The following is a 21,258-nucleotide window of genomic DNA, read 5'->3' as shown; positions in this document are numbered from 1 at the left end:
ACCTCAGCCCTGCCGAGTACGAAGCCCTTCACACCACACTGACTGCTGCGGCATGATCGAGCCACCCACCTGTCCGGGAAACCGGGTCAAGCTCCGTCTCCTGCGCGTCCGGGCGGTCCGCTGAAGGTCGCATCCAAGAGCCTGAGGTGGACTATCAGCCGGAGGCAGTGATCATCACCGTGCGGGTCAAGCGCGCTGGCGGGGACCAGGAGTGTCCTAGCAATCCGGACACCCCCTTCGTTGTGCACCTTTCGGAGCCAGTCGGCGCCAGAGCACTGGTCGACGGTGGACAGGCCCCGGCAGCGACGGTGAACCCGGCTCCACAGTGAGATCCGCACTGCGCGCACATCGACAAAGTCGCGCGTCCGCCAAAGTCGCGCGTCCGCCGGCCGCCCATGATCGCGCCCTCAGCGTGGCGTGTGCGGGCGTAGGGATGCGCTGAGGTGACCAGGTGGAGGCCTAGGCGCTGCTCGCGGGGTGTTGACGCTTGCGCAGGTACTCGCTCGCCTCGGCTCGCAGAGACTGCTCGATCCGCGAGTGGGAGCCGGGGACGTCGTCCCACTGGCTGATGTCGCCGACGAAGCCGATCAGCTCGTCGGGATGGTCCAGCCTGTGCCAGGCATTCCAGATCCGGTGCGCTGCGTCGTACGGGGTCAACGTGCCGTCGAGCATCGCCTGAGCCCAGTGGTGGGTCATCTCCCACATCGCTTCGGTCATCGTCAGTGGTGGTGCTCCCAGCTCGTCTACCGCAGTGTGGAAGACCTCCCGAACGGTGCGGGGATCGTGGGTGCCCATGCCGGCCAGTTCGGCCAGTGCCGGGGAGTCCAGCCCTTCGACTAGGGCCCGGGTGGCCCAGTCGGGCATCTCCTCCGGGGGCAGGTCCTCAGTGACGGCGCGGGCGCGGAGGGCACGCAGATCGCTCACCGTGACAGGCTGACATGTGCTCCGTCCCACCTGCACCTGTCGACCAACTGTGACCGCGCACCCACGGCGCCAAAATCGGATGTTCTGCGGCTGCGTGGCCCAGCCGGGATGGGTGTTCAGGCGCGGGTGTCGATGGTGTGGGTGCTGCGGGCGCTACCGGGGGATGCGCTCGGGGAGCCGGCCCAGATGCGCTGGCGGGCTTCCTCGACGGTGTCGGGAAGCTCGCGCAAGTAGGCGGTGACCGCTTCGAGGCTGGCCTGCCGCTCGGCGCGGCTGGAGCCCTCGGCGCTGCGCAGGTCTGCGCCCCTGACGAGGAAGGGCGCGGAGCCGTCACTGCGTTCGATGACGGCGGCGTAGACGGTGGTGGTGCCCCCGTCACCGATGTAGGTGACCTCTGAGTACCCGCCAGGTAGGGCGCCGGTGACCTTGGCGCCGGCTGCGGTGAGGGCAGCGAAGTCGGGTGCGCCGTTGGCCGCCATCGGCAACCCCAAGGCCGCCGCACCTCGTCCCGCGCCGGGACCGGAGGTGGAGGACTGCCACAGCGACAGCCGACCCCCGGAGCTCTCGAACGCGGCCACCGGCCCCGCGGGCACCCCCAGGGCGGTGGCAAGACCCGCAGCCAAGGACGCCCCCGCGGTGGAGGCAGCGGTACGGGCCGGGTGCGCGCCGGCACTTCGAGACAGGGCGGCGGTGAGGCTGGCAGCGGGGAGACCAGTGGCGTCCATGAGAGTGGTGTACGACCGGCCCGGTGAGGGCGTCTTCCGGCCGTCCATGATCGCGCCCGCAGGGCGGCATGAGCGCGCATCGGGCAGTGATCATTGCGGGTGCGGAGGTGCAGCGTCAGCGTGCTGATGTGCGCGGCGTTGTCCCGCGGGTCGTGGTCAGGGCTCGGGCGGTGCCAGCGCGCCGAGGACGGCGCCCACCACGTGGGTCACGGGGTAGTCGGTGGGGTCCTCGCCGTCCGCCCACACGTCCAGGTGCACCTCGGGATCGCCGTCGCGGGTGATGATCAGTGCGGTGCGGGGGTAGGCGCCCTGCAACTGGACGCCGGCCGGCTCCTGCACGACACCGCGGACGATTTCCAGCAGGTTCTGCTCCACCTGGCCCGCGAGTGCTGCGGCGTCGGGGTGGCAGCGGGACAGGGCCAGCTCCAGGGTCTGGGTGAACTCGTCCGCGTCCCCGGCCCACTCCTCAGCTAGGCGCTGCAGGCCGGGGTGCAGATCGGGGGCAGCCAGCGCGGCGGCGGCTTCCAGCTCGACGAGGCAGAGATCCCCGGAGGCGTCCAGGCGGGCCAGCAGGACGGGGTGGGCGCGGTCGTCACCAGCCGCGGCCAAGGCCTGGAGCGCTTCGCAACGGGCGTCGTGGTCGGGGTCGTGCAGCAGTCCGGCCAGCGCCTCACGTGCTGAAGGGCTGCGGGCCTGCAGCTGCCCCAAGCCGAAGGCGGCCCAGTCCCGCACGTGGGGTTCGGCGTCTGCGGTGAGCAGGATGAGCGCGTCGATCGTGCGGTCGCGCAGGTCGCCGGGGGTATCGATGCCACCGGGCAGTGCCTGCGCGAGCGCGAGGCGGACCTGAGGGTCGGGGTGGTCGGGCCGGACGTGGTCGAGCAGGGCGGCTGCGGCCGCGGGGTGCCAGGCGTGACCGAGGGCCGCGATGCAGGCCAGCAGCACTCGGGAGGCGTCGGTGGACGTCAGGATCCGGACCAGCTGAGGAAGCACCTCGTCGACGTGCTCGGGGTGGCCGTTGACGAGGTCACCGAGGCGGTCAGCTTCCCCGGCGAGCTGATCCGCGGGCTCGGCTGTGGGCACAGCAAGAGCCTGCCACGGGCGGCCCGCACTCGACGATCGTCGGCAAGGGGATCAACGACATGCCCATCGACGGCAGCCGACCGCTCGCTCATCAACACGGTCGGCGCCTGCCGGCCGTCAACGATCGCGCCCTCAGTGCGGCGTGTGCGGATGTTGCGCAGCTAGAGGCGTCGGGTAGTAGTTCAGCGCTCAACGTTGCCTCTCGTGGGCAGGGTCGGCGGGGCGGGGTGTCGATGCTGGACGGTGCGCGGCTCTGCTGCCGGGCGCGGGATGGGCGCGGGCGAGGGCAGCCGTGCTGGAGTGCGGCGGGATCGACCCTGCGCGCGATTTCGTCGCCTCTGAGGGAGCACCGATCACTGGACCATCGGCCACCGGTCCGGCCAGCGGTCCGGGTGCCGGTCTGGTGACTGGGCGGCGCCCACCGGAGTTGGCGGAAACCCCGGCGTGGCCCAGGCGCCGCTGCCAGACTGCCGCGAGCCGGTCGCTCGACCTGCACGCCGGGCGCCGACACGTCCGGCCCCCCGCACCGAGGAGTACTCCCGATCATGACGTTTCGCACCGCCGCGTCCAGGGCCGTCGCCGCGCTGGTCCTGCCCACCGTGCTGCTGAGCCACGCCGGTGCCGCCGCGGCCGCCCCGCCCGGGGACAATTCCAGGGACGGCCGGACCACCCAGTACGCGTCCCTGTCGTTCATCGAGAACGACCCCACCGATGCCCTCGGCCTGCCCGGCAACTTCCACGAAGGCGCCGTCTTCATCACCCGCGACGCGCAGGGCACGCGCCTGAGCGGCGGCATGCTGACCCACGCCTTCGTGCCGAACACCAACCCAGACGACGAGGTGCCCGACGGGGAGCTCGGCTACGAATACCTCGGCTACCACGTCCTGAGCAGCACGGAGGTGACCTTCACCCTCGACGCCAAGACCGCCACCTACACCGCCTCCGCGACCGTGACCGTGACCGACGACAACACCGGGCAGACGCGCACCTGGCCGCTGACAATGCGGCTGCGCAGCATCAAGGGCATGGAGACCCACATCCGCGACCAGTCCTGGAGCGACGGGGAGAACACCTACCGCGCCTGGACGCGCGTGGTGACCAGCGGCAACGCCTACACCGAAGGCGCGCTGGGCCCCATCGACTTCGCGATCGACGCCGACGACTTCGACAACCCCTACTGGAGCGAGGACAACATCAACGGCTCCTTCGAGACGTCCACGTACTTCCGGAACCGCCCGGGACGCTGAGGCTCTCTGCTGACACTCGCGGGCCGCGCGATGCGACGGCCTGCGAGTGCTGGCAGTCCCTGAGACCACGACCCGGGCCCGCGGTGCCCCGCGCAGTGACCGCAGCCGGAGGCGAACGACCCACACAGGCAGGTACCGCCCTCGTCGCGGCGAAGGCGGACGTTTGAACGGCCGTCGCTGTGTACGCCCGGCCTCCCCGTGCCGCTCACAGCGTCCACCTGTGCGGGACACTGACGTCCCCATCTCTGTGAGGAGTGCTCGTGGCTGGTCAGCCGGAGACTGCGTCGGTGCAATCAGCCGCGGCCAGGTGGGCCCCTGCCTCCAGCTCTCGACGTGCGGGTCGTCTGAGTCAGATCGGCGCGGCCATCCTCAGCCTTGCGGGCGTCGTGTTCCTGCTCGATGGAGCGGTCACCACCGAGGCGACGACCACCCTCGCGGGTGCCGGCTTGACGTGCATCGGTGCCGAGCGACTGCTGAGCGGTAGGCCGCAAGCCAGTGCCGGGCGACCACACCTCATCGGTGGTCTGCGGGTCTGCGGGCTCCTCGCCATGGCCGCCTACCTGGTGGTCCGTCTGACTGCTTAGGGCGCGCCCAGAGCCCACTGTCGGAACATCCGGAGATCGACATGTGAGTGCGTCCGGCGGTTGTCATGAACGCGCCCGCAGCGTGCGGTGACCGTGGAGTCGTCGGGCGGGGGCAGGTGCTCACCGCAGGGCCTGGCCGAGGCGCCGGACACCTTCGGCGATCGTGTTCGGGGGGTTGCTGGTGAAGGACAGCCGCAGGGTGGCGTGGTCGGGATCGGCTGCGTAGAAGGGGGCACCGGGCACGAAGGCGACGTCGTGCGCCAGTGCGGTCTTCAGCAGGGTCGCGGTGTCCACGTCCCCGGGCAGGCGGACCCAGCAGAACATGCCCCCCTCGGGGTCGCTGCAGCTGCTGCCGGCCGGCAGGGCGTCCCGCAGCGCGGAGACCATCGCGTCGCGGCGGGCGCCGTAGGCGGTGCGCAGCCGCGCGATGTGGGCGTCGAGGTCGCTGGCGGCTAGGTAGGCCGCGGCGGCGGCCTGGTCGATGGTGGAGGTGTGCAGGTCCGCGGCCTGCTTGGCCACGACCAGTGCCGGCAGCACGCTCGCCGGTGCGCGCAACCAGCCCAGGCGCAGACCGGGTGCGCCGATCTTGGAGAAGCTGCCCAGGTGCAGGGCGAGATCGGCTGCGGCGGGTTCGGCGGCCAGCGGGGCCAGCGCCTGCCCGCGGTAGCGCAACTGCCCGTAGGGGTCGTCTTCGATGATCCAGACGCCGTGGGCGGCGGCGAGTTCGGCGACCGCGCGGCGCCGCTCGGCGTCGAGGGTCCGGCCGGTGGGGTTGGCGAAGGTGGGCACCAGGTACAGCACCCGCACGGGCTCACGGCGCAGCACCTCGGCCAGGGCGTCGGGGTCGATGCCGCCCTCGTCGCCGTCGACCGCGACCACGCGGGCTCCGGCGAGTTCGAAGCACTGCAGGGCGGAGAGGTAGGTGGGGTTCTCCACGGCGACCACCGCGCCGGGGTCCAGCAGTGCGGTGGCCAGCAGGGTCAGGGCCTGCTGCGACCCGGTGGTGATCAGCAGGTCCGCGGGGTCGGTGGGCAGCCCCTGCCCGCTGAGGCGTTCGGCCAGGTGCTCGCGCAGGGCGGGGTTGCCCTCGGTGGGGGCGTACTGCAGGTTGCGGCGCCCGGTCGTGGTGGACAAGGCGGTGTCGAAGGCGGTGCGCAGTCCGTCGAGGTCGAACAGCTCCGGGGCAGGGAGCCCACCGGCGAAGGAGATGACGTCCGGGCGATCGATCAGTGCCAGCAGCTCACGCACCGGGGAGCTGTTCACGCCACGCAGGCGGGCAGCCAGAGCAGGAGCGGGGGCGGTGCGCACAGGACCGGACATCGCAGCAGTCTGCCCGTCGTCACCATCACCGACCGCCACACCCCCGGCGAACCGGCTCCGACTCAACCTTCGACGCGGGCATCACCCGGCCTGCCCCTGCCGGTTGCACCTGCGAACACCCAACCCGCCTCTCATCCGCGGATCGACAAAGTCGGACGTCCTCGGACGCCATGATCGCGCCGTCAGCGCGTCAACGGCGTGCGGTTCGTGGGGGCTCACCGAAGGCCGCTCGGTGCAGGGTCAGGCCTGGGGACGACGTCGCCGCGGCACCCACCAGATCCGGGGCGCCCGGGGCTTCGGCCGGCGCAACGCTTCGGCGGCGGCCTCCACCGGCGCCGGCCATGCCCCCGCATCGTGACCCGGCAGGTCCGTCTCGACCTCGGCGGCATCACAAGCCAGCGCCGCAAGGGCAGCGCGGACCACCGCCTTCGCCCGGTCATCGGAGAGACCCTCGTCGTCCACGACGTAGTCGGTGCCTGCGCTCACGCCGGCAAGCCTGCCGCAGCGCTGTCCGTCCCCCGACCACGATCGCGCCGGCACCGTCAATGTTGGATGATCCCCCCCGTGAGTAGGCGCGATTGCGCCTGCGTGTCAGAGTCAGGAGATGGGTGACGAGGTCGTCCTGATCAGTCCGCCTCTGCGCGGGGACCGCGGGGCCTTCGTCGCCGTGGCGGTGTTGACGGTTGGCCTCGCCGTGGCGGTGATCGTCTGGCGGTCGTGGTCGCTGGCCGGCGGACTGCTCGGCGCCGCGGCCCTGGCGTGGAGCGTCGTGGTGCGCCGTCGGACTCGTGTGGTGCTGGACCAGGAGAGGCTGAGCGTGTGGACCGGCTCGCGCCGCCAGACGCTCGTGCGGTGGCGCGACGTCGACTTCGCCAAGGCGCGTGACGGAGACGGCTTTCAGCAGGTGCGGTTGAGCACCCGCGCTGGTCGCTTCGTCACCCTGCCGCCCCTGTCCCGGCAGGACGCGGACACGCTGCTCGACGCCTGCCGAAACCGTGGGCTGCGGCGCATGGCGCAGTGACTCATTCCAGCCCGCCATGATCGCGCCTGCAGCGCGTCACAGTCGGATGATCGACGGCCGCTCCTCGTGGGCTGCTGGTCCCGTCCGGCTGCTGCCCGAACGACCGCTGTCCACGTCAGGAAGCGTCGCTCTGGTCCACGGTGGGAACGGGTCGATGCGACGCTGAGACGGGTCAGCTGAGACAGGACAGAGGGCAGGAGCGGCACCGGCTCATGCGAACACGATGCGCAGCCGTTCGGCGAAGGCCTCGGGGTCACCTTGCTGGCCGAACTCGCCGCCGAGGAAGCCGGCGTGATGGCTCGGGAAGTCCACGGCGGCACGCCCGATCCGCTCGGCGACAGCACGGGCGCCGCGGGCGGGGCTCTCCTCCCCCGACTCGATGCCGTAGGCCAGGACCACTCGGTCGCCGAGCGCGGCGAGGGCGTCGTAGTCGGGCCGGTAGGCCTGGCAGGTCGGGATGTTGCGCATCAGCGGGTCGGTACGGTCGCCGTTGTCGTGCGTCGGCAGCCCGAACTGCGTCGGTTCGGGAGTCGGCCGGTCGAGGTAGTCGTCCGGGGTCGGGCCCTGGTGCATCACGTAGGCGATGAACTTGGCCATCGCTGGCCCGGTGCCCGATGCCTCGTAGATCACCTTGATGTCCTGGCAGACAGCGAGGTAGGCCTCGTGGTCGGGGAGGGGGTCGGCGATCGGGGGTTCGTGCGCGACCAGCTTGCGGATGTCGTCGGGACGGGCGGCCGCCAGGGCCAGGGCGTTGATCGCGGCGCCGCTGCTGGCGAAGATGTCGACCGGCCCGATGCCGAGGTCCTCGATGACGCGGTGCAGGTCTTGGCCGTGCACGTCGGGTGAGAGCGCAGAGGTGCCGACCGGGTTGCGTCCGGCGCCGCGCGGGTCGACGGTCACGACCGGCCGGTCGGCGAAGCGGGCAGCGAGCGATCCGAACCCGGTCGCGTCCATCGGCGATCCCACCATGATCAGGACCGGCCGCTCTGCCGTAGCGGCGGTGAGGTCGCCGCGGACGTCGTAGTGGATGGTGTCGTCGCCCCGCCCCATCGTGTGCGTCCGGGGCGGGGTGCTCGTTGTGTCGGTCATGCCTGGTCAGACCCGGACGCGCACCAGAAGTCCTCGGTCAGCGGCGCTGACGAGGGGAGCGGGAGGCCATGGGAAGACCGCTCGCTCCTCGACACGGGCGTGCGTTCCAGGCCGTCACCAGCAGCCACGGCGCACCGGCCAGCGCCCCCCATGCCGCGACGCCCAGCCCTGCCCAGCCCGGGAACCACAGCTCTTCGTGGCCGGGCTGGCCAGGCTCAGGGTGCAGGAGGGGGATCCAGAACCTGAGTGCAACGGCGAGCAGGACCAACGCCACTCCGCGCACCGCTGTCGGCGCCGTGAGAGTGCGTCGGTGTGGTGGTCGGACCGGGGAGACGGTCGACGCTGCCCCTCGGAGGGCATGCCGCTCTGCGACCGTGGAGCGGTGGACGAGACCGGTGGGCCGCGCCTGGAAGGCCGACCAGCGCCCTGGTGCAGGTCACGGCCCTCGTCGGCGTCTGCATGGTGGGGCTGGCCGCCGTCGCGGGCTCGGCCTGCCTGGTGGCCGGCCTCGGCGGCCCGCAGCACGTGTGCTCCCGGTCGCCCACCTCGACGACGACGTCCATGGCGCGAAGCTCGTCGTTCAGCGCGCAACTGACCGGCACAAGCCTCTCGTCGTGGTCGCGGATGCTCGGTTGTCGCATCGCACGGGCAGCCGACGGGGTTGCCGAGTGCTCGCTCTTCTGCACCTGAGGACGTCCAGCGGCCACCATGATCGCGACCCGTCGGCCGCAATGGCGGACGTCTATCGGATGTCGTCCGGTCTGGTGCTCGTGCCGGGGCTTCGGGGATGGCCGCCTCGGATCGGCACGAGCGCGAAGAGCAGCGCTGCGATCGGAGAGAGAGCCAAGGCCAGGCCGATGTTGTGGACGAGCACGCCGACGACGACTGCGAGAGGCATGAAGATGCTGATCCCGAGCGCGAAACGTCGACCGTCGAAGCCGTCGTGCGCAGCGTCCGGCTCTGACCGCTCGCGGTCGGCCTGAGGGTCGACAGCAGCATCGTCGGGCGCGGACTCGTGAGGATCGTCATGGCTCGACATGCCGGGCATCCTCTCGCCCGCCGTCATCGCGCACGCAGCGCGACGACGTCGGACGTTCGTCAGGCGTCGCTTCCTCTCCGACGAGGCGCAGGCAGTCCTCCTCGAAGGCGATCGCGTCGTTGTCGAATCATCACTCCTCGGTGCTCTCTCGCGTCAGGTGCCGGCGAGCGCCCCGCTTCACCATCGCGACGGAGGCGACGCCCCACGGGGGCAGCTGAGACAGCTGCACGATCGCGCAGGCGTCCCAGCCCTTCGCGCGCACGACCTCCGGTTCGGTCGGGTCGGTGCGCTTCGTACTGCTCCGTGGTGGGTGTCGTGGTCGGCCATCGCCAGATGGACGGTGTGCTGCGACGGGGCGACGGTCCAGCCGCTGGTGCGGGCCTCGTCTCGGGTCTCCTCCTTCCGGTGTGGCGGGCGGCCCCGGTGGGCTGATGCGCCAGGGGCCGGCTACCGGGGAGGGTGGCGGAGGCTGCGACGCAGGTGCAGCGGATGTCCGTGCGGGTGAGCTCGGGAGTGGAACGTGGCAGTGACCAGTCGGACAGCACCGCCCGCCCATCGGTGGCGTCGGGTCTCCTGGGCGGTGGCCGTCGGGGCGCTCAGCGCCGTGACGTGGCTCGCGTGGCTCGGCTGGTACGACGGCGACGACCTGTCCGTCGTCGACGGGCTGCTCGCAGGAGTGGCCGTGACGGTCGTGGGACTGAGCGCGCTGGGCGCCTGGAAGATCGGGGCGCGGCTGGGCGTGCTGCTGGTGGTCGTGCCCCTCACCGTCGTCATGGGCTGGCACTTGTCGATCACGGAGCCGGATCCCCAGCTCGGGATCGTCATCGGGTTCTACGGGCTCGTCAGCCTTCTCCTGGCCGGCGCCGGCGCCGGCGCTTCGGTGCGGGGTGTGCGCGCTCGACGTCGAACGTGATCGCGCCCTACGTGCAGCGAGCGCGGACGTTCGAGCGGCCACCGATGTGGACGCCGAGCCTCCCTCCCCGCTCGAAGGTCCACCCTGGCCGCACACCGGCGGTCCCATCTGGGTGAGGAGTGCTCATGGCCGGTCAGCCGGAGACTGCCTCGGTGCGATCAGCCCCCGATGTGCGGGCGCCCGCCGCCAGCCCTCGACGTGCGGGGCGTCTGAGCCGGGTCGGCGCGGCCGTCCTCAGCCTCGCGGGAATCGTGCTCCTCTTCGGTGGAGTCGTCGCCCGTGAGGCGACGACCATCCTCGCGGGTGCGGGCTCGACGTCCATGGGCGCCGCGCGCCTGCTGAGCGGTGGGCCGCAGGGCGGCGCCGGGCGGTGGGCCGCAGGGCGGCGCCGGGCGATCGCAGCTCATCCGCGGTCTGCAGGTCTCGGGGCTCCTTGCCCTGGTCGCATACCTGGTGATCCCGGCCACCGCCTAGAGCGTCCTCCGAGTCCACGGTCGGGGCATCCGCCGATCAGCGACCGAGGACGTGCGGGTGCCCCGACGATGCGTCGCGCGCCGCACCCGAAGGACGGCGGTGACGGGAACTCCCGCCGCCGCCCCGGAGATGTGCGGCAGGTGGCGCGCCGGAACTCGTGTCGCGCCCCACGGCCGTGCGGGCGGTCGTCGCCGGTGACATCACGGCGGTGGACCGGGCGGGTGCAGCCGGTGCGGCGTCTGGTGACAAGCCCCCCTGTCACCAGACGCGCGGCACCGCTTCCCCCCGCAGTGAGCCGGCCTCGCGACCCTGGTCCCCCCGGACCCCGACCACGAGCCCCCCGGACTCAGCGATCACATCGACGTCACCCGTTCGGGCGTTACACCCCGAGGGGGGCTCGTTCCCGGCGTGGCCCGGCTGCCGCATCCAGGCCAGCCTGACGCTCGGAGGCGGTCCCGGTCCGCGGGGCGGGATCAGCCGTGCTGCGCGGCCCAGGTGGCCAGCAGCGACAGCGCCACCACGATGAGGATCATGACGCCGCCCAGGACGAGGAGGCGACGGCCTCCCGACGGCTCGCGGCCGTCGGGAGGCCGGGGCGCGGTGCTCACCGGGTCCTCACGGGGTGCTCGACCGGACCGGTCTCAGGAACCCATGGCGTGGAAGCCGCCGTCGACGTGGATCATCTCGCCGGTCGTGGCGGGGAACCAGTCCGACAGCAGCGCCACGCAGGCCCGTCCCGCGGTGCTGGCGTCGTTGACGTCCCAGCCGAGCGGGGAGCGCTCGCTCCAGGTGCCCTCCAGCGTCTCGAAGCCGGGGATGGAGGTCGCGGCGGTGGTGCGCAGCGGTCCGGCGGAGACGACGTTGACGCGCACGCCCTGCGGGCCGAGGTCGCGGGCGAGGTAGCGGGCGGTGGACTCGAAGGCGGCCTTGGCCACGCCCATCCAGTCGTAGACCGGCCACGCCACGCGGGCGTCGAAGGTCAGGCCGACGAGGCTGCCGCCGGAGCCCATCAGCGGCAGCGCCGCCACGGCCAGGGACTTCAGCGAGTACGCCGAGACCTGCACCGCGGTGGCGACGTCGCTCCACTCGGTGTGGAGGAAGTTGCCGCCCATGGCGGTCTTGGGCGCGAAGCCGATGGAGTGCAGGACACCGTCGAGGCCGTCGACGTGCTCGCGCACCCGCTCCGGCAGGGCCGCGAGGTCCTCCTCGTTGGTGACGTCGAGCTCCACCACGGGCGCCGGCTGCGGCAGCCGCTTCGCGATGGTGGTGGTGATCTTGCTCTGGCGGCCGAAGGAGGACAGTACGACCTGCGCGCCCTCCTCCTGCGCCAGCTTCGCGGCCGAGAACGCGATCGAGCGGTCGGTGAGCACGCCGGTGATGAGCAGCCTCTTGCCCTCGAGCAGTCCCATGCGGGTCTTCGTCCTTCCCTCTGACGTCCGGTGCCGGTGCGGTTCCGCCGCCGCGGCGGCGGCGGGAACGGGTTCTAGTGGCCCATGCCCATGCCGCCGTCGACGGGCAGGACGGCGCCGTTGACGTAGCCGGCGTCCTCGCCGGCCAGGAAGCGCACGGCGGCGGCGATGTCGTCGACCGCGCCGAAGCGGTTGGCGGGGATGCCGGCCAGGGCCTTGGCGCGCACGTCGTCGCCGAGCACGGCGGTCATGTCGGTCTCGATGAACCCCGGCGCCACGACGTTGGCGGTGATGCCGCGCCCACCGAGTTCCCGGGCGATGGAGCGCGCCATCCCGACGAGGCCGGCCTTGCTGGCGGCGTAGTTGACCTGACCCGCGCCGCCGGAGAGCCCCACGACGCTGGAGACGAAGACGATGCGGCCGCGCTTGAGGCGGATCATGCCCTTGCTGGCGCGGCGGGCGCAGCGGAAGGCGCCGGTGAGGTTGGCGTCGAGGACGGCGGCGAACTCGTCGTCGGTCATGCGCATCAGCAGCTGGTCGCGGGTGATGCCGGCGTTGGCGACGAGGACCTCCACGGGGCCGTGGGCGGCCTCCACCTCGGCGAAGGCGGCGTCCACGGAGGCGGTGTCGGTGACGTCGGCGCGCACGCCCAGCAGGCCTTCCGGCACGTCGCTGCCGCGGTGGGTCACGGCGACCTTGTCGCCCGCTGCGGCGAAGGCGCGCGCGACCGCGAGGCCGATGCCGCGGTTGCCGCCGGTGACGAGGACGCTCCTGGGTGCTGGCACGAGGGGGGACGCTAACGCATCGGTCTGAGCGGACCCGACAGGTGCCCGGGCGGATGTCGGAGGCGGCGCTTACCGTGGTCGGGTGCAGCACTCCAGGACCGCTGCGTCCACCGAGACTCTGGGCCGTGCGGGCGCGGCGCCGGAGGTCTACCGCATCAGTGCCGCCCCCACCGCGCACACCGCAGACATCCAGGTGCGCTTCCGCAAGTACGTGATCTCCATGCTGATCCGCACGGTCTGCTTCGTGCTGCTCGTCGTCATCGACCACTGGGTGCGCTGGTTCTTCGTCGTGGCGGCGGTCGTCCTGCCCTACGTCGCGGTGGTCATCGCCAACGCCGGGCGCGAGCACCGCGACGCTCCCCCGCCGACCTTCGAGCACGTCCCGGAGGTGGTGCCGGCCATCGGTCCCACCCCGCCGCCGGCCGAGGTGCAGGTGGTGGAGGGGCGCATCGTCGACGCCGAGGAGGGCCCCCGCTCCTGAGCGGTCCGCCGCCGGGCCGCGCCTCGTGCACGGCCGTCCGGATGCACCGGCATCCGGGTGGACGGGCGCCCCGCCGCGCGCGTGGCGTCGCCGAGGGGCCTTCCGCGGTGCCACACTCGTGAGGGTGGAGACGACGCCTCAGCGCGACCTGCCCTCGCCCCACCTCGCCCACGAGCTGACCCGCCCCGCAGCGGTGGCGCACACCGGCGGCCACGAGCCGCCCTCCGACCTGGTCTGCAGCGCCCGCGGTTGCCGGGCCCACGCCGACTTCGGGCTGCGCTGGAACAACCCCAGCCTGCACACCCCCGAGCGGCGCAAGACGTGGCTGGCCTGCACCGCGCACCGCCAGCACCTCAGCGACTTCCTGACCCTGCGCGGCTTCCTGCGCGAGACCGTGGCCGCCGAGCAGCTGCGCTGCTGAGGGCCGCCGAGCAGCTGCGCCGCTGAGGGCGCCCCGGCGGCACCCGTGGAGCACCGCCCCGCCGCGGCGGTGCGGCGGCGGGCGTGCCTAGGGTGTCCAGGTGCCCACCTCCGTCCTCGGCCTGCTCCGCGAGCGGCGCTGGGTCGCCGGACTGGCCGTCGCCTGCGCCGTCGCCGTCGTGTGCGTCGTCCTCGGGCAGTGGCAGTGGCAGCGCCGAGCCGACCGGCAGGCCCGCACCGCGCCGCTGGTGGCCAACTACGACGCCCCCGTCCGCGACCTGGACGCCGTGCTGCCCGCCGACAGCACCCTGCAGCCGGGTGAGGTGTGGACGCCGGTGCGGGTGCGCGGGCGCTACGACCCCGAGCACACGCTGCTGGCGCGCAACCGGCCGCTGGAGAAGTCCTACGGCTACGCGGTGCTGGTGCCGCTGCTGCTGCCCGACGGCAGCGCCCTGCTCGTCGACCGCGGCTGGATCCCCGCCGGGCAGGACGGCAGCGCTCCCGACGCCGTGCCCGCGCCGCCGCCCGGGGAGGTGGACGTCACCGTCCGGCTGCGCCGCTGGGAGGCGGACCGCGACAACCCGGCACCACAGGGGCAGGTGCAGAGCATCGCCGCGCAGGACGTCGCCGCCGAGGTGCCCCGTCCGCTGCGCGAGGCCTACGGCGTGCTGGCCGCGGAGGAGCCGCGCCCTGCCCGGGCGCCGGTGCTGCTGCCGCGCCCGCCCGTCGACCAGGGGCCGCACCTGGCGTACACGGTGCAGTGGTACGCCTTCGCCCTGACGTCGCTGGTGGTGTGGGTGGTCGCCGGGCGCCGGGAGCTGCAGGCGCGCGCCGCCGCCGGCGCCGGGGGCGATCGGGTCGCGGCGCCTCCGGCTCGTCGCCGGCGCGATCAGCTCAGCGACGAGGAGGCCGAGGACGCGGAGGTCGAGCGCTCCACGCGCCCCTGACCACGAGCGTTCGCCGGGGGCGGGACGGCCCTCCGCCCGGACCAGCCGGGTGATGTTGTGTGATGCAGTCGCCACTTTGCGCAACAATGGCCTCATGGACCTCGGGTTGACCGATCGCGTGTACATCGTCTCCGGTGCGAGCGGCAGCCTGGGCCTCGCCTGCGTGCGCCTGCTCGCGGACGAGAGCACCCGCCTGGTGGTGACGGCGCGGGAGGACGACGAGGTCAAGGCGGTGATGGAGCAGGTCGGGGAGACCGACAACGTGATCGGCGTGCCGGGTGACATCAGCGACCCCGGCACCGAGACCCGCCTCGTCGCCGCCGCCATCGCCCGCTTCGGCCGCCTCGACGGCGGCATCGTCGTCATCGCCGAGTCGGAGGAGGGGCAGGTCACCGCCACCGCCGACGGCTCCTGGCGGCAGGACTTCGAGAACATCTTCCTCGGGCCGCTGCGGCTGGTGCGCTCCATGGGGAAGGCGGCCAGCGGTGAGGGCGGCTCCATCGTGATCATGCTGTCCACTGCGGCCCGGGAGCCGCGCTCCGAGGCCGGCACCCTCAGTGGCCTGCACGCCGCGATGGCGCAGACCTGCAAGGCACTGGCGGACGAGCTGGGCCCGCGCGGGGTCCGGCTCAACACCGTCCTGGCCGGGCGCATCGAGTCCGACCCGCTCGGCGGGGAGGCCCCCACCGGGTTCGCGCGCCTGGACGTGCAGGACGTGCCGCTGCGGCGCAACGGCTTCCCCGACGAGGTGGCCCGCGGGGCGATCTTCCTGCTCTCCCCCGCCGCCTCCTACGTCACCGGCGCCGCGCTGGCCGTCGACGGGGGCCTCGCCCGCTCCCTGTGAGCACCTGAGGGCCCGCCTGGCCTGCGGCGATGCAGGCCCGGCGCCGCAGCCCTCGCGCACCGGCGACGACGCCGTGCGCCCCACCCCGCGCAGGGCGGGGCGGGACGCACGGCGTCGTCGTCACGGCCGGGCGGTCGATCACCGCCGCGGCCTCACTGCTGCCGGGCGCGTCCCCGGGTCGCGCCGCCGCGGCTGCGCAGCGACACATCGCTCTCGCTGAGGATGCGGTGCACGAAGCCGTAGGAGCGCCCCGTCTCCTCCGCCAGCGCTCTGATGCTCTTGCCCTCCGCGTACCCCTTGGAGAGCTCGGCTGCGAGCGTCTCCCGCTCTGCGCCCGTCAGCCGCGAGCCCTTCTTCACCGTCTCGGCCACGAAGTTCCTCCTTCGCCTCGTCCGCTCCCTCCATGGTCACCAACGAACGGGGAAAGGGCCAGTCGGACGCCGGGCAACCTGCCCGCCCCCGGCCGTTCGCCCGCGCGTCGCGTGCGACGCGCCCTCCGCGGCGGCGGGACCCGGACGGCGAGACGGAACCGGGGGCGGGACTCAGGCGAGGGCGACCAGCTCCGCGTAGGAGGCGTTCCAGAGGTCCTCCACCCCGTCGGGCAGCAGCACCACCCGCTCGGGGTCCAGCGCCTCCACCGCGCCCTCGTCGTGGGTGACGAGGACCACCGCGCCCTCGTAGCCGGCGAGCGCCCCCAGGATCTCCGCGCGGCTCGCGGGGTCGAGGTTGTTGGTGGGCTCGTCGAGCAGGAGCACGTTGGCTGCGGAGACGACGAGGGTGGCCAGCGCCAGGCGGGTCTTCTCCCCGCCGGAGAGGACCGCGGCGGGCTTGTCCACGTCGTCGCCGGAGAAGAGGAAGGAGCCCAGCACCTTGCGCACCTCGGTGTCGTCGAGGTCGGGGGCGGCCGAGCGCATGTTCTCCAGCACGGTGCGCTCGTGGTCGAGGGTCTCGTGCTCCTGCGCGTAGTAGCCGATCTTCAGCCCGTGGCCGGGCACGATCTCGCCGGTGTCGGAGCGCTCCACACCGCCGAGCATGCGCAGCAGGGTGGTCTTGCCGGCGCCGTTGAGGCCGAGGACGACCACGCGGCTGCCGCGGTCGATGGCCAGGTCGACCCCGGTGAAGATCTCCAGGGAGCCGTAGGACTTCGACAGGTCCCGGGCCATCAGCGGCGTCTTGCCGCAGGGGGCGGGCTTGGGGAAGCGCAGCTTGGCGACCTTGTCGGATGCGCGCACGGCCTCCAGGTCGCCGACGAGCTTCTCCGCGCGGCGGGCCATGTTCTGCGCCGCGGTGGCCTTGGTGGCCTTGGCGCGCATCTTGTCGGCCTGCGCCATGAGGGTGGCGGCCTTCTTCTCCGCGTTGGCGCGCTCGCGCTGGCGGCGCTTCTCGTCGGTCTCGCGCTGCTTCAGGTACGCCTTCCAGCCGACGTTGTAGATGTCGACGGCGGAGCGGTTGGCGTCGAGGTAGAGGACGCGGTTGATGACGGCGTCGAGCAGGTCCACGTCGTGGCTGATGACGACGAGGCCGCCGGAGTAGGTGCGCAGGTACTCCCGCAGCCAGACGATGGAGTCGGCGTCGAGGTGGTTGGTGGGCTCGTCCAGCAGCAGGGTCTCGGCGGTGGAGAACAGGATGCGGGCCAGCTCCACGCGGCGTCGCTGCCCGCCGGAGAGGGTCTTCAGGGGCTGCTCCAGGACCCGCTCGGGCAGGTTGAGGTTGGCGCAGATGCGCCCGGCCTCGCTCTCGGCGGTGTAGCCGCCCTCGGCGACGAAGCGGGCGTCGAGCTTGGCGTAGCGGTCCATCGCCTTGACCCGCACCCGCTCGTCGTCGCTGCCCATCTCCGCCTCGGCCCGGCGCAGCTTGCGCAGGATCTCGTCGAGGTTGCGGGCGGAGAGGATGCGGTCCTTGGCCAGCATCTCCGGGTCCCCGGCGCGGGGGTCCTGCGGCAGGTAGCCGATGTCCCCCGAGCGCGTCACGGTGCCGGAGGCGGGCAGCGCCTCACCGGCGAGGACCTTGGTCAGGGTGGTCTTGCCGGCGCCGTTGCGGCCGACGAAGCCGACGCGGTCCCCCGGCGCGACGCGGAACGTCACGTGCTCCATGAGCAGGCGGGCGCCGGCGCGCAGTTCGATGTCCGAGGCGACGATCATGACAGGCGGGGGATCACGAGGGCATCACGTCTCCCCATGGTAGGCGCCGGATCGCGGTGATCCCGCCGGTCACCGGTTCGAGGGCCGATAGGTTGTGCGCCCGTGCGCACCTCTCGCCGCTGGTCCTCGCGTGACCTCGCCCTCGTCGCCTCCTTCGCCGCCCTGATCGCCGTGCTGGGCCTGCCCGGGGCGCTCTACGTCTTCGGCAACACCGTGCCGATCACCCTGCAGACCCTCGGGGTGATGCTGGCCGGTGCGATCCTCGGCTGGCGCCGCGGCGCTGCCGCCGTCCTCGTCTTCCTCGTCCTCGTCGCGGTGGGCCTGCCGCTGCTGTCGGGCGGGCGCGGCGGCCTGGGCGTCTTCGCCGGCCCCAGCGTCGGCTACCTCATCGCCTGGCCGCTGGGCGCGGCGGTGACCGGGGCGCTGGTGCAGGCCCGCTGGCCGCGCTACCCGCTGTGGTGGGGGGTCCTCGCCAACGTGATCGGCGGCATGGTCGTCGTCTACGCCCTGGGCATCCCCGGCGTGGCCGTGATGACCGGCACCCCGCTGGCCGCGGCGGCCGCCTCCGCCGTGATCTACCTGCCGGGTGACCTGGCCAAGGCCCTCATCGCCGCGATCGTCACCGCGGGCGTGCGCCGCGGCTACCCCCGCATCGCCGAGGAGCCGCGGCTGCTGCGCCGCGACCCCAAGCCGCTGCAGGGCCGTCCGCTGCAGGGCCGGGCACTGGAGGGTGGCCCGGACACCGCCGGGCAGCAGGACTCCCAGCGGGCCGGCGACACCGGCACCCGCTGACCACCCGCCGGACGCTCCCGCTGTGAGCACCCCCGGGCCCCTCCTCCTCGCGGAGGAGGGGCCCGACGCCGTCCTGGCCGCCTTCTGCGCCGCGTTCGAGGCGGGACGGCCGGTGGCGGTGCTGGACCCGGCCTGGCCGCAGGCGCTGCGCGCGCAGGCCGGGGAGGCCGTCACCGCCGCCGCGCGGGCGGGGCGGCTCGCGCACGGGGAGGCGGCGCTGTTCACCTCCGGCTCCACCGGCCGCCCCCGCGGGGTGCTGCGCACGCACGCGTCGTGGCGGGCGAGCGCCGCAGCGCTGGCGGAGCTGATGGACGTGCGCGACGACGACGTGGCGTGGGTGCCCGGCCGCCCGGCGTCGACGCTGTCGCTGCACGGGGCCTGGCACGCGCGCCTGCGCGGCCTGCCGGTCGTGGGCCTCGGGCGCGGCGGCGCGGCCCCGCCGCCGCAGGCCACGGTCCTGCACGCCGTGCCCGCCGCCCTGGCCGGCGCGCTGACCGCCGCAGAGGCCGGCGCGCTGCCGCGGATGCGCTGCGCGGTGGTCGCCGGTGACGCCCTGCCGCCGGCCCTGCGCGCCCGCGCCCTGCGGCTGGGGTGGCGGCTGGTGGAGTACTACGGCGCCGCGGAGCTGTCCTTCGTCGCCGCCCGCGTCGACTCCCCCGGCGCGCCGTCCACGGCGATGACGGCCTTCCCCGGCGCCGACCTGCGCATCGGCGAGTCCGGCGGCGGCGAGTCCGGCGGCGGGCTGCTGTGGGTGTCCTCCCCCTACCTCAGCCGCGGCTACCTCGACCCCGACCCCGGTGCCCCGCTGCGCCTGCAGCGCGGCCGCGACGGGCGGCTGTGGGCGAGCGTCGGGGACCGCGCGCGCCTGGACGCCGCCGGCCGCCTGCACGTCCTCGGCCGCGGCGGCGCGGCCGTGACCACCGGCGGGCACACCGTCGTCGCCGCCGACGTGGAGGTGGTGCTGCTGGCCGTGCCGGGGGTGGAGGCCGCCGTGGTGGTGGGCACGGCCCACCCGGGCCTGGGGCAGGTGGTCACCGCCGTCGTGGCCGGGGACGCCACCCGCGCCGGGCTGCGGGCCCGGCTGGTGGCCGCCTGCCGCGCGCTGCCTGCCGCTGCCCGGCCGCGCCGCTGGCTGCTGCTGCCCGCGCTGCCGCTGACCGCGGCCGGCAAGGTGGACCGCGACGCGGCGCGGGAGCTGGCCCAGGAGCGCGTCGAGGCCGACGGCCGGGGTGCGGCGGGCCCGTAGTCCCGCGGCGGGGGCCGCTCCGGCTGCGGGGGGTCAGCCGCGCGGGTGGACCCGCACCACCTCGTTGTTGCGCATGATCCCGACGACGTCGTGGTCGAGGTCCACCGCGTAGGGCACCGCCCCGGCCACGCTGAACGTGAGTGTGCAGGAGATCGTGGAGTGGCTGACGGGTGGGCGGCGCGGGTTGGGGCCGCAGGCGACGCCGGAGAGGCTGCCGCGCCTGGGCACCGTGAGCATCCCCTGCACCGCCCACTGGGAGCCGTACTCACGCATCACGTCCCGGCGACCGGCCAGCCACGCCTCGCCGAAGCAGCGCCCGGCCCGCTCGGCGCTCGCCTGCTGCGGGCCGAAGGGGCAGCCGGGGAAGTCCGGGGTGGTCAGGGTCTGGTTGATGCGGGCACCGGTGGCCGGGGACCACTCCACGAAGCCGTCCTGGAAGTCCTGGCGCTTGCCGCCGGGGATGTCGTACTCGCTGGAGACGGGATAGCCGATGCGGCCGAGCTCCCAGCCGCGCGTTCCCCAGACGTCACGGATGGCCCCGCGCACCAGGTGCGCCGCGTCCGGGCGGAACCTGTTCCAGTAGATCGAGCCGCCCTCGAAGACGTTGTACGCGCCCGCGCCGTCGGGGGTGACGACCTCGTCGGTCAGGGGCAGGCCGAGCACACCGGCCTCCCGCCCGCTCCAGGCGTAGGCGCTGCGGATCTCGCCGTGCACCTCGTGGTGCACGCCGATGGCGCCGCCGACGCGGGGGTCCGCCTGCGCGGGAGCGGCGGTGGCGAGGGTGAGCAGGGCCCCGACGGCGGCCAGGAGACGAGGGCGGGTGCTGCGTGCGGTGCGGGTCACGGTGCCTCCCAGCTCGTCGGCACGACGACGGTAGTACCGCCCCGCGCGCCGGCGCAGCAGGTTGCGGGAACGGTCCGGTCACGACCCGGGAACGACGCGCCGGCTCACCCCGCCGCGGACGCCGACGGCCGCGCGGCGGCGCGCTGCAGCAGCTCCTCCACGGCGGCGGCGAGGGCGGCGTCGACGTCGAACCTGGCGCGCAGCCACTCCAGGGCCGCGCGGGCCGCCGCGGGGTTGGCGTCGTAGCCGGGGACCAGCCGCGCCAGGGGCAGCTCGTCCGCGGGATGGGCCAGCTCCACCCGCCGGCTCGGCTCGAACGGGTCTGCGCCGGGCGTCGCGGTTCCGCTGGGCGCGGGGCGGCTCAGGCGCAGCAGGTCGAGGATGCGGTCCACGGCGAAGGACTGGATGAACCGGCACGCCGCCAGCCGCTCCCCGCGCAGCTCCCGGTGCATGCCGACGAGGAGGTTGGTCAGGGCCTCGTTGAGGTGGAACTCGACGGTGTCGTCGCCGCGGGGACCGGGCGCCCGCCCCCGGGTCAGGTCGCGCGGGGCGTCGGCGCGGGCCCACACCGCCCGCGCGCCGGTGTAGGGGATCGAGGCGAGTTCGTCGGCGGTGAAGACGGCGTACTCGACGAACAGGCCGTCGGCGTAGAGGGCCTTGCGCCCGTCGGCGGTGTTGGCGAAGGAGAACACCACCGCGCACGGTGCCGCCAGCCAGCTGCCGTCGCCGAGGTAGCGCTGCTTGGCGGCCCCGTCCTCGACGACGACGAAGACGTCGAGGTCGGAGTGCTCGTCGAAGCGCTCCAGCTCGCGGCCGGCGGAGCCGAGGCCGAGGACGGCGACGACCTCACCGCGGGTGGCGAGGTGGCCGGCCAGCTCGTCGAGGCGGCGCAGGCCGGGCTGCTGTGCGGTGGTCACAGGGGTCCTCCAGGGGT

Annotated in this window: 24 protein-coding genes; 10 read left to right on the top strand and 14 right to left on the bottom strand. The window is 73.6% G+C overall.

Annotated elements, in window-relative coordinates; all coding sequences use genetic code 11:
• Nucleotides 1–459: 459 nt before the first annotated feature.
• The 3 genes from CLV92_RS09445 to CLV92_RS09435 all read right to left on the bottom strand — a co-directional run bounded on the left by CLV92_RS09445 (nt 460) and on the right by CLV92_RS09435 (nt 2,729).
• Entirely contained in the window at nt 460–924 is a 465-nt protein-coding gene (locus CLV92_RS09445) for a hypothetical protein (protein ID WP_104432542.1), read from the bottom strand.
• Nucleotides 925–1,040: 116 nt separating this feature from the next.
• The gene (locus CLV92_RS21390) at nt 1,041–1,547 is read right to left on the bottom strand and encodes a hypothetical protein (RefSeq protein ID WP_158257180.1); all 507 of its coding nucleotides are present in this window, start codon (nt 1,545–1,547) and stop codon (nt 1,041–1,043) included.
• 258 nt (nt 1,548–1,805) lie between these two features.
• A complete protein-coding gene (locus CLV92_RS09435) occupies nt 1,806–2,729 on the bottom strand; it encodes a HEAT repeat domain-containing protein (RefSeq protein ID WP_104432540.1) in 924 nt (307 codons plus the stop codon).
• Between the two features lie 545 nt (nt 2,730–3,274).
• On the opposite strand from CLV92_RS09435, the gene CLV92_RS09430 reads away from it, so the two are divergent.
• Nucleotides 3,275–3,976: a hypothetical protein gene (locus CLV92_RS09430; protein ID WP_104432539.1), complete on the top strand. Its 702-nt coding sequence runs from the start codon at nt 3,275–3,277 to the stop codon at nt 3,974–3,976.
• 704 nt (nt 3,977–4,680) lie between these two features.
• On the opposite strand, the gene CLV92_RS09420 is transcribed toward CLV92_RS09430, so the two are convergent.
• A complete protein-coding gene (locus tag CLV92_RS09420) occupies nt 4,681–5,880 on the bottom strand; it encodes an aminotransferase-like domain-containing protein (protein ID WP_104432537.1) in 1,200 nt (399 codons plus the stop codon).
• Nucleotides 5,881–6,120: 240 nt separating this feature from the next.
• On the bottom strand, nt 6,121–6,366 hold the full coding sequence (locus tag CLV92_RS09415) for a hypothetical protein (protein ID WP_104432536.1): 246 nt from the start codon (nt 6,364–6,366) through the stop codon (nt 6,121–6,123).
• A gap of 118 nt (nt 6,367–6,484) precedes the next feature.
• Here CLV92_RS09415 and CLV92_RS09410 point away from each other — a divergent pair, with 118 nt between their 5' ends.
• Nucleotides 6,485–6,901 (top strand): hypothetical protein, encoded by a 417-nt coding sequence (locus tag CLV92_RS09410; protein WP_104432535.1) that lies wholly within the window; start codon nt 6,485–6,487, stop codon nt 6,899–6,901.
• Nucleotides 6,902–7,111: 210 nt separating this feature from the next.
• Here the strand turns inward: CLV92_RS09410 and CLV92_RS09405 are convergent, their stop codons facing one another.
• Nucleotides 7,112–7,951: an alpha/beta fold hydrolase gene (locus tag CLV92_RS09405; protein ID WP_211291000.1), complete on the bottom strand. Its 840-nt coding sequence runs from the start codon at nt 7,949–7,951 to the stop codon at nt 7,112–7,114.
• A gap of 468 nt (nt 7,952–8,419) precedes the next feature.
• On the opposite strand from CLV92_RS09405, the gene CLV92_RS09400 reads away from it, so the two are divergent.
• A complete protein-coding gene (locus CLV92_RS09400) occupies nt 8,420–8,680 on the top strand; it encodes a hypothetical protein (protein ID WP_104432533.1) in 261 nt (86 codons plus the stop codon).
• Between the two features lie 52 nt (nt 8,681–8,732).
• On the opposite strand, the gene CLV92_RS09395 is transcribed toward CLV92_RS09400, so the two are convergent.
• On the bottom strand, nt 8,733–9,029 hold the full coding sequence (locus tag CLV92_RS09395) for a hypothetical protein (protein WP_146099474.1): 297 nt from the start codon (nt 9,027–9,029) through the stop codon (nt 8,733–8,735).
• Between the two features lie 520 nt (nt 9,030–9,549).
• On the opposite strand from CLV92_RS09395, the gene CLV92_RS09390 reads away from it, so the two are divergent.
• Nucleotides 9,550–9,942 (top strand): hypothetical protein, encoded by a 393-nt coding sequence (locus tag CLV92_RS09390; RefSeq protein WP_146099473.1) that lies wholly within the window; start codon nt 9,550–9,552, stop codon nt 9,940–9,942.
• Between the two features lie 947 nt (nt 9,943–10,889).
• Here CLV92_RS09390 and CLV92_RS22855 read toward each other — a convergent pair.
• The 3 genes from CLV92_RS22855 to fabG all read right to left on the bottom strand — a co-directional run bounded on the left by CLV92_RS22855 (nt 10,890) and on the right by fabG (nt 12,610).
• On the bottom strand, nt 10,890–11,024 hold the full coding sequence (locus CLV92_RS22855) for a hypothetical protein (protein ID WP_281256918.1): 135 nt from the start codon (nt 11,022–11,024) through the stop codon (nt 10,890–10,892).
• Nucleotides 11,025–11,057: 33 nt separating this feature from the next.
• Nucleotides 11,058–11,825: an enoyl-ACP reductase FabI gene (fabI, locus tag CLV92_RS09385; protein WP_104432530.1), complete on the bottom strand. Its 768-nt coding sequence runs from the start codon at nt 11,823–11,825 to the stop codon at nt 11,058–11,060.
• Between the two features lie 74 nt (nt 11,826–11,899).
• Nucleotides 11,900–12,610, bottom strand: coding sequence for a 3-oxoacyl-ACP reductase FabG (fabG, locus tag CLV92_RS09380; RefSeq protein WP_104432529.1), 711 nt, complete (start codon nt 12,608–12,610; stop codon nt 11,900–11,902).
• A gap of 82 nt (nt 12,611–12,692) precedes the next feature.
• Between fabG and CLV92_RS09375 the strand changes: the two genes are divergently transcribed.
• The 4 genes from CLV92_RS09375 (at nt 12,693) to CLV92_RS09360 (ending at nt 15,302) form a co-directional block, all read left to right on the top strand.
• Nucleotides 12,693–13,091, top strand: a complete 399-nt coding sequence (locus CLV92_RS09375; RefSeq protein WP_211290999.1) for a DUF3099 domain-containing protein — start codon at nt 12,693–12,695, stop codon at nt 13,089–13,091.
• 193 nt (nt 13,092–13,284) lie between these two features.
• Nucleotides 13,285–13,512 (top strand): hypothetical protein, encoded by a 228-nt coding sequence (locus CLV92_RS09370; protein WP_104432585.1) that lies wholly within the window; start codon nt 13,285–13,287, stop codon nt 13,510–13,512.
• Between the two features lie 100 nt (nt 13,513–13,612).
• Nucleotides 13,613–14,458, top strand: a complete 846-nt coding sequence (locus CLV92_RS09365; RefSeq protein ID WP_104432528.1) for an SURF1 family cytochrome oxidase biogenesis protein — start codon at nt 13,613–13,615, stop codon at nt 14,456–14,458.
• Between the two features lie 94 nt (nt 14,459–14,552).
• A complete protein-coding gene (locus CLV92_RS09360) occupies nt 14,553–15,302 on the top strand; it encodes an SDR family NAD(P)-dependent oxidoreductase (protein WP_158257179.1) in 750 nt (249 codons plus the stop codon).
• A gap of 152 nt (nt 15,303–15,454) precedes the next feature.
• Here the strand turns inward: CLV92_RS09360 and CLV92_RS09355 are convergent, their stop codons facing one another.
• Both CLV92_RS09355 and CLV92_RS09350 read right to left on the bottom strand, forming a co-directional pair.
• Complete coding sequence (locus tag CLV92_RS09355; protein ID WP_104432526.1) at nt 15,455–15,673, bottom strand: helix-turn-helix domain-containing protein; 219 nt, start codon at nt 15,671–15,673, stop codon at nt 15,455–15,457.
• Nucleotides 15,674–15,844: 171 nt separating this feature from the next.
• Nucleotides 15,845–17,443, bottom strand: a complete 1,599-nt coding sequence (locus CLV92_RS09350) for an ABC-F family ATP-binding cassette domain-containing protein (RefSeq protein ID WP_104432525.1) — start codon at nt 17,441–17,443, stop codon at nt 15,845–15,847.
• A gap of 102 nt (nt 17,444–17,545) precedes the next feature.
• Between CLV92_RS09350 and CLV92_RS09345 the strand changes: the two genes are divergently transcribed.
• Together CLV92_RS09345 and CLV92_RS09340 are read left to right on the top strand one after the other, a co-directional pair.
• Nucleotides 17,546–18,235 carry a biotin transporter BioY gene (locus tag CLV92_RS09345; protein ID WP_211290997.1) on the top strand — a complete coding sequence of 230 codons (690 nt, stop codon included), beginning with the start codon at nt 17,546–17,548 and terminating at the stop codon, nt 18,233–18,235.
• A 22-nt stretch (nt 18,236–18,257) separates the two neighbouring features.
• Nucleotides 18,258–19,481, top strand: a complete 1,224-nt coding sequence (locus tag CLV92_RS09340; protein WP_158257178.1) for an AMP-binding protein — start codon at nt 18,258–18,260, stop codon at nt 19,479–19,481.
• A 33-nt stretch (nt 19,482–19,514) separates the two neighbouring features.
• Here the strand turns inward: CLV92_RS09340 and CLV92_RS09335 are convergent, their stop codons facing one another.
• Together CLV92_RS09335 and CLV92_RS09330 are read right to left on the bottom strand one after the other, a co-directional pair.
• Nucleotides 19,515–20,324 carry an LGFP repeat-containing protein gene (locus tag CLV92_RS09335; RefSeq protein ID WP_104432522.1) on the bottom strand — a complete coding sequence of 270 codons (810 nt, stop codon included), beginning with the start codon at nt 20,322–20,324 and terminating at the stop codon, nt 19,515–19,517.
• 104 nt (nt 20,325–20,428) lie between these two features.
• Complete coding sequence (locus CLV92_RS09330; RefSeq protein ID WP_104432521.1) at nt 20,429–21,241, bottom strand: hypothetical protein; 813 nt, start codon at nt 21,239–21,241, stop codon at nt 20,429–20,431.
• Nucleotides 21,242–21,258 lie beyond the last annotated feature (17 nt).

The organism is Kineococcus xinjiangensis (assembly GCF_002934625.1).
In the GTDB taxonomy this organism is placed as follows: Bacteria; Actinomycetota; Actinomycetes; order Actinomycetales; family Kineococcaceae; genus Kineococcus_A; species Kineococcus_A xinjiangensis.
This window is presented reverse-complemented; position numbering and strand designations above follow the sequence as displayed.

What these genes read in the sequence shown, in the direction of transcription:
- CLV92_RS09430 (WP_104432539.1), top strand. Translation starts at nt 3,275, where the DNA reads ATGACGTTTCGCACCGCCGCGTCCAGGGCCGTCGCCGCGCTGGTCCTG.
- CLV92_RS09420 (WP_104432537.1), bottom strand. Translation starts at nt 5,880, where the DNA reads ATGTCCGGTCCTGTGCGCACCGCCCCCGCTCCTGCTCTGGCTGCCCGC.
- CLV92_RS09410 (WP_104432535.1), top strand. Translation starts at nt 6,485, where the DNA reads ATGGGTGACGAGGTCGTCCTGATCAGTCCGCCTCTGCGCGGGGACCGC.
- CLV92_RS09405 (WP_211291000.1), bottom strand. Translation starts at nt 7,951, where the DNA reads ATGGGGCGGGGCGACGACACCATCCACTACGACGTCCGCGGCGACCTC.
- CLV92_RS09395 (WP_146099474.1), bottom strand. Translation starts at nt 9,029, where the DNA reads ATGTCGAGCCATGACGATCCTCACGAGTCCGCGCCCGACGATGCTGCT.
- fabI (WP_104432530.1), bottom strand. Translation starts at nt 11,825, where the DNA reads ATGGGACTGCTCGAGGGCAAGAGGCTGCTCATCACCGGCGTGCTCACC.
- CLV92_RS09360 (WP_158257179.1), top strand. Translation starts at nt 14,553, where the DNA reads ATGGACCTCGGGTTGACCGATCGCGTGTACATCGTCTCCGGTGCGAGC.
- CLV92_RS09350 (WP_104432525.1), bottom strand. Translation starts at nt 17,443, where the DNA reads ATGATCGTCGCCTCGGACATCGAACTGCGCGCCGGCGCCCGCCTGCTC.